Annotated in this window: 4 protein-coding genes and 1 pseudogene; 4 read left to right on the top strand and 1 reads right to left on the bottom strand. The window is 68.2% G+C overall.

The features are described 5' to 3' along the window. The 4 genes from ACFTZB_RS43510 to ACFTZB_RS43495 form a co-directional block, all read left to right on the top strand. Positions 1–1321: ribbon-helix-helix protein, CopG family (locus ACFTZB_RS43510; protein WP_378441885.1), on the top strand; the 1321-nt coding region annotated here is incomplete at its 5' end. A gap of 186 nt (positions 1322–1507) precedes the next feature. Beyond that, a complete protein-coding gene (locus ACFTZB_RS43505; RefSeq protein WP_378441883.1) occupies positions 1508–1855 on the top strand; it encodes an Lsr2 family protein in 348 nt (115 codons plus the stop codon). A gap of 552 nt (positions 1856–2407) precedes the next feature. Further along, positions 2408–2569: a hypothetical protein gene (locus ACFTZB_RS43500; protein WP_378441881.1), complete on the top strand. Its 162-nt coding sequence runs from the start codon at positions 2408–2410 to the stop codon at positions 2567–2569. A 663-nt stretch (positions 2570–3232) separates the two neighbouring features. After that, positions 3233–3718, top strand: a complete 486-nt coding sequence (locus ACFTZB_RS43495; protein WP_378441879.1) for a hypothetical protein — start codon at positions 3233–3235, stop codon at positions 3716–3718. Between the two features lie 141 nt (positions 3719–3859). Here ACFTZB_RS43495 and ACFTZB_RS43490 read toward each other — a convergent pair. Further along, positions 3860–4384 (bottom strand): annotated as a pseudogene (locus ACFTZB_RS43490) (phosphatidylserine/phosphatidylglycerophosphate/cardiolipin synthase family protein); the annotation flags it as partial.

Genomic DNA, 4384 nt, shown 5'->3' with positions numbered 1-4384 from the left:
ATTCCGCCACCCGGTGCTCCGCGAAGACGCCCGCACCGACCTGACGACTCGCACCTACGTGTACCTCAACCGCTCCACCCTCGAGAGACTCGAGCGGCTCATCAGCCGCCACGGCGACGCCCCCACCGCCGCAGCGATCCGGGTCGCGGTACGCCGTCTCCTCGACGACCCGGGTGATCTCGCCGCCGACCTGACCACGATCGGCGCCGCCCGCGACCTGGCCCCGGAGACCTTCGGCGCGCGCTCGAACGTGAACTTCGACGACGATCTGCGCGAGCAACTCGACAGCCTCGCCGAGCGGCTCGACTCGAACCGCGCCGAACTCATGCGCCTGGCCGCCCGCCAGCTTCTGGCGAACCCGCGGGACCTCGATCAGGCGGTGACCGAGGAGATCTATCGCGGGGACGCCAACCGGGCCACGCTCCTCGCCCGGAACACCCGCCGTCGGCAGGCCGCGGCCGCCGATCAACTCGCTCAGATGCCTCTTCGGGTGCCGAGTCCGCAGGGGAACCCGTTCGGGAAACGGCATGTCTTCCAGTTCGACGAGGACACCAAACGCCGGCTGGAGGAGCTGGCGGACGAGTACGGTCCCCGCCGGGTCTCCGCGTTGCTTCGGGTGGGGATCCGCAGACTCATCGGGTCCCCGTGCGCCGAGGCCGATCTCGCGCAGGCCCGCCGGGTCGCCGACCAGGCGCGGGCGCTGCCGCACGACCCGGTCACCCTGAGACTGGACTCCCCGGCGGCGGCCCGCTTCGGCGCCCTCGCCGCCCGCTACGGGGCGTCGCCGCGGGATCTGGTCGCGGTCGCGGTGCACCGCTTCCTCACCGCCCCCGGGCACTACAAGGCGGCGCTGATCGACGAGGCCGGCGCATCCGGGCTCGACGACAGGATCACGGTGTCGCTCCGCCCCTCGGCCCTGCGCGACATCGACCGGCTCGCCGACCGGCACGGCACCCGGTTGAGCTCGGCGTTGGTGCGTGTCGCGGTGCGCCGGCTCCTCGACGACCCCGGCGACCTCACGGGCGACCTGGAGACCGTGGCACCGGTGCACGACCTGCGTCCCGCACCGCGCACGGCCCGGGTCGACGTCGCCCTCGACGACGAACTCCTCGTCCACCTCGACGCCCTCGCCGACCGGCTCGGCTCGGACCGTCAGGAGCTGGTGTATCTGGCGGCCAAGCGCATTCTCCGCTTCCATCACAACATCGAAAACCGGATGCTCGACGAGATGTTCCGCGCCCCGATCAGCCGGAAACACCTGCTGGCCAAACATGCCCGCCGCGAGAAGATCCGTCGGACAGACCGCGGCAGCGGCAGCTGAGCTGCGAGAATGGGTGGTGGGTCGGGCCCGCATCACCGGAGGGCCCACGTCCCGGCTCCTGCGCCTAAAACCGGCATGTGACCTGCGAAAATGACACGTCCCCGGGGTCGCTCCCCCCGATCGGCTGCCGTCGCCAGTAGGGTTCAGCCTGCTGTATCGGCAGAAGACGTGAGAGATCGGGGAGCTGTGGCGCGCAAAGTGGTTGTCGAACTGGTCGACGACATCGACGGAACCATCTTCGGTGAGGATGGGGAGAACATCACGTTTTCCGTCAACGGGGTGGACTACGAAATCGACTTGAAAGACAAGCACGCCAGCAAGTTTCACAACCAGCTCGGTTTCTTCATCGAACACGCCACCCGGGTCGGTGGCCGCAAACGACGTTCCGATCGTCCCGCGGCCCCGAAGGTTCCGGCGCGGCGACGCGGGAACGTCAAGGAAATCCGCACCTGGGCGGCGGAACAGGGCTACGAAATCTCCGCACGCGGGCGCATTCCTACCGAGGTCGAGCAGGCGTTCCGGGACGCCCACTGACACAGCCAGGCACACCGCCACGATCGCAGTAATCCCAGTGTCATCGGATTCGTCGCGGCCGTGGCGAGGCGACGGATCGTCGACACGATCGCTGCGTAATCTCTGGTACCGGGCCTCGGTGCGCTGAGCGGCGGGAGAACGCTGGCGGACCACCGGCAGCCGGGGCGCGTGGCATGACGGGTGGGCCGGTGGAACTCAGCGACATCGAGGCCGCCACCGTCTTCGCCGGCCCTGGTCGAAACCACCGGCGGTCGATGTCTGGCCCACCCTGCACGCATCGCCCGCACGCTTCGCCGGGTCGGCATCGACGGGGACGAGGTGAAAGCGATGATTTCGATCCCGCCGTACGGGTTGGGAACGAGCTGGATGGTGTGGACACCGTGGCTGGTGCCCATCGTTCTCTGGTGGAATTCCTGGCACTGACCCAGTACCTACCCGCACGCAGCGTAATGGGCCGGCGTGGGCGGCGGCGATTCTGACATCAGCGCCGAGTCCGGCAGAATTGGGTGTGACCTGCGATGACGACAGGTCCCCGAGGAAGGATCAGGTGCGGTGAAGGTCGGCGACAAAGTCAAGGTTCATGCCGAGGCGACCTCGGTGTTGACGATTGTGAGCATTGACGGCGACGACGCGCTGATCGAGTCGATTGCCGGTACGCCGGGGACGTATCCGTTCCACTGCAAGCTCGAGCGCCTCGTCCCGGTTGAGTCCTGAGAACAAAAAATGCGCCCTGAACTGCTTAGATGACACGTCCCCTTTCTCCGATGATCCGGGCGGTGACCGGACGCGGATCTGGACGTGCCGGCCGGGGTGGGAGCCACGGCGCGGGACTGGTGTCGGCCTCGACGCGAGGTCCTGCAGCAGCCGTGTCGCATACGGCAGCCGCGAATATTCCTGCGTCGCTTGGGTGGCGATCTCAGTCTGCTTGTGGGCGCCCGGTCGTTGTCGCCGGCGATCAGGACGCACGGCTTCAACGACGTTCATGATGATCGGGTGGTGACGGCCCTGACGTGGGTCACCACGTCGGGGCAGGTTGTGCCATGCTGGGGGCACAGAGTCGACGTCGGGGGACAACATGACTGTTCATGCATTGGTGCGATCCACAGGCAGACGCGGCTGGACGTTGCGATGCGATCTGTGTGAGCACACCTTCGCCGCGGCCGTTGACGGCCGGCCGCAGGCGGTGGCCTTCGCCCGTACCAATGGGTGGATTGTCGGCGAGCGCACGTTGTGCCCGATGTGCGCGGTCACCGACACCGCCCGCCGCACAGCCTGACCCGCCGATCCACAGCCGCCGACCCGGGTCCGGGGAGGCGGGGGCCCGACGGGGAGGATGAACTCGAACTTTGTCGTCTTAGTTGAAGGGAACAGGGTGTGATGGGGGAGCTCGCCGTAGCGAGCAAGGTGCATGTGATGGTGTCGTACGGGTGGAGCCGCGGTGACGGTCTCGTCAACCATCAACTCGGCCAGATTCTTGCCCGCGCAGCGGGTGTGGGGGAGGTCGACATCACCGATCCGCAGTCGACGGACCGTGCCTCGCGGATTGAGGTCGCCACCGCGGATCCCACGGTGTCGGCCGAGCTGGATCACTGGTGGCAGATGGTCGAAACCCGGCGGGCCGGCAACAACACCCGTAATCCGGTACTGGGTTTGGAGCAGTCGATTCGGTATCGCACCGACCGGCTCGACGCCGCCGCCGTCACACCGGAGGTGTCCGGTGAATGCCGCCGGGAGGTCGCCGCGGTCGATCAGACGATCACCGGCGTGAAGGATCTTCCCGAACTCGTCCACCCGGACGCGCAGGTGCTCGACCTCCTCGCTCGTTACCTGGAGGCGCGTTCCCGCGTTCCGGCCGTGGCGTGAACCCTCCCGGGTGAGTGCGGAGCCGGCGTGGGCGGCCGCCACACCGGTGACGCCCACCCGATGGCCGCGGCGATGTCGGTGGGAGTCCGCGGTGGGGACGTGTCGTTCCCGCCGGTCACGGCACATGGTGGGGTGGCGGCTTCAAAGGTTCCAGAGCCCAAGCACCGCGGCCCGCAGGCTGGGGGAAGCGATGCGATGATCGGCCTTGAGCCTGGGGTTGGGGTGTCCGGCGTCGGCGAGGATCTGCTCCGCGACCGGCACCGGAATCGGGTCCAGGTCCGTGCGGCTGCGCAGCAGGTGCCCGATGGCAAAGGGGGAGCGGGGGATCGCGATCGCCTCGGAATCCACCACGGCTGGGGGATGAAGCCACTCGTCCGCGGTGACGAACACCAGCACGTCGCCCCGGCGCAGGCGGGGGTCGGATTTGTCGTGATGGAACCATTCGAGCTGGTACTTTACGGCCGGCCCCGCAGGTGCGCGGCGGTGACGCGACTCGGCCGCCCAGGCGTGCTGCTCGGTCGGCCCGGGTTGAAATTCGATGATGCGCCGCAAAAACATTCGGGTCACCTGTGCGGGCAGGAAGCCGGGGTCGGCCTGTCCGCGGCCGCTGACCCCGGGGATCGGCACCGCCCGCCCGATCTGCCACTGCGCGACGGCGTTGTCGAG

Origin of the sequence: Rhodococcus sp. NPDC057014 (assembly GCF_042673295.1) — a bacterium.
Taxonomy (GTDB): Bacteria; Actinomycetota; Actinomycetes; order Mycobacteriales; family Mycobacteriaceae; genus Rhodococcus_F.
Note: the sequence above shows the minus strand (reverse complement) of the source record. Positions and strands in the feature narration are given on the sequence as shown.

Excerpts from the sequence above, each read along its gene's own strand:
- ACFTZB_RS43495 (WP_378441879.1), top strand. The coding sequence starts at position 3,233 with ATGGGGGAGCTCGCCGTAGCGAGCAAGGTGCATGTGATGGTGTCGTAC.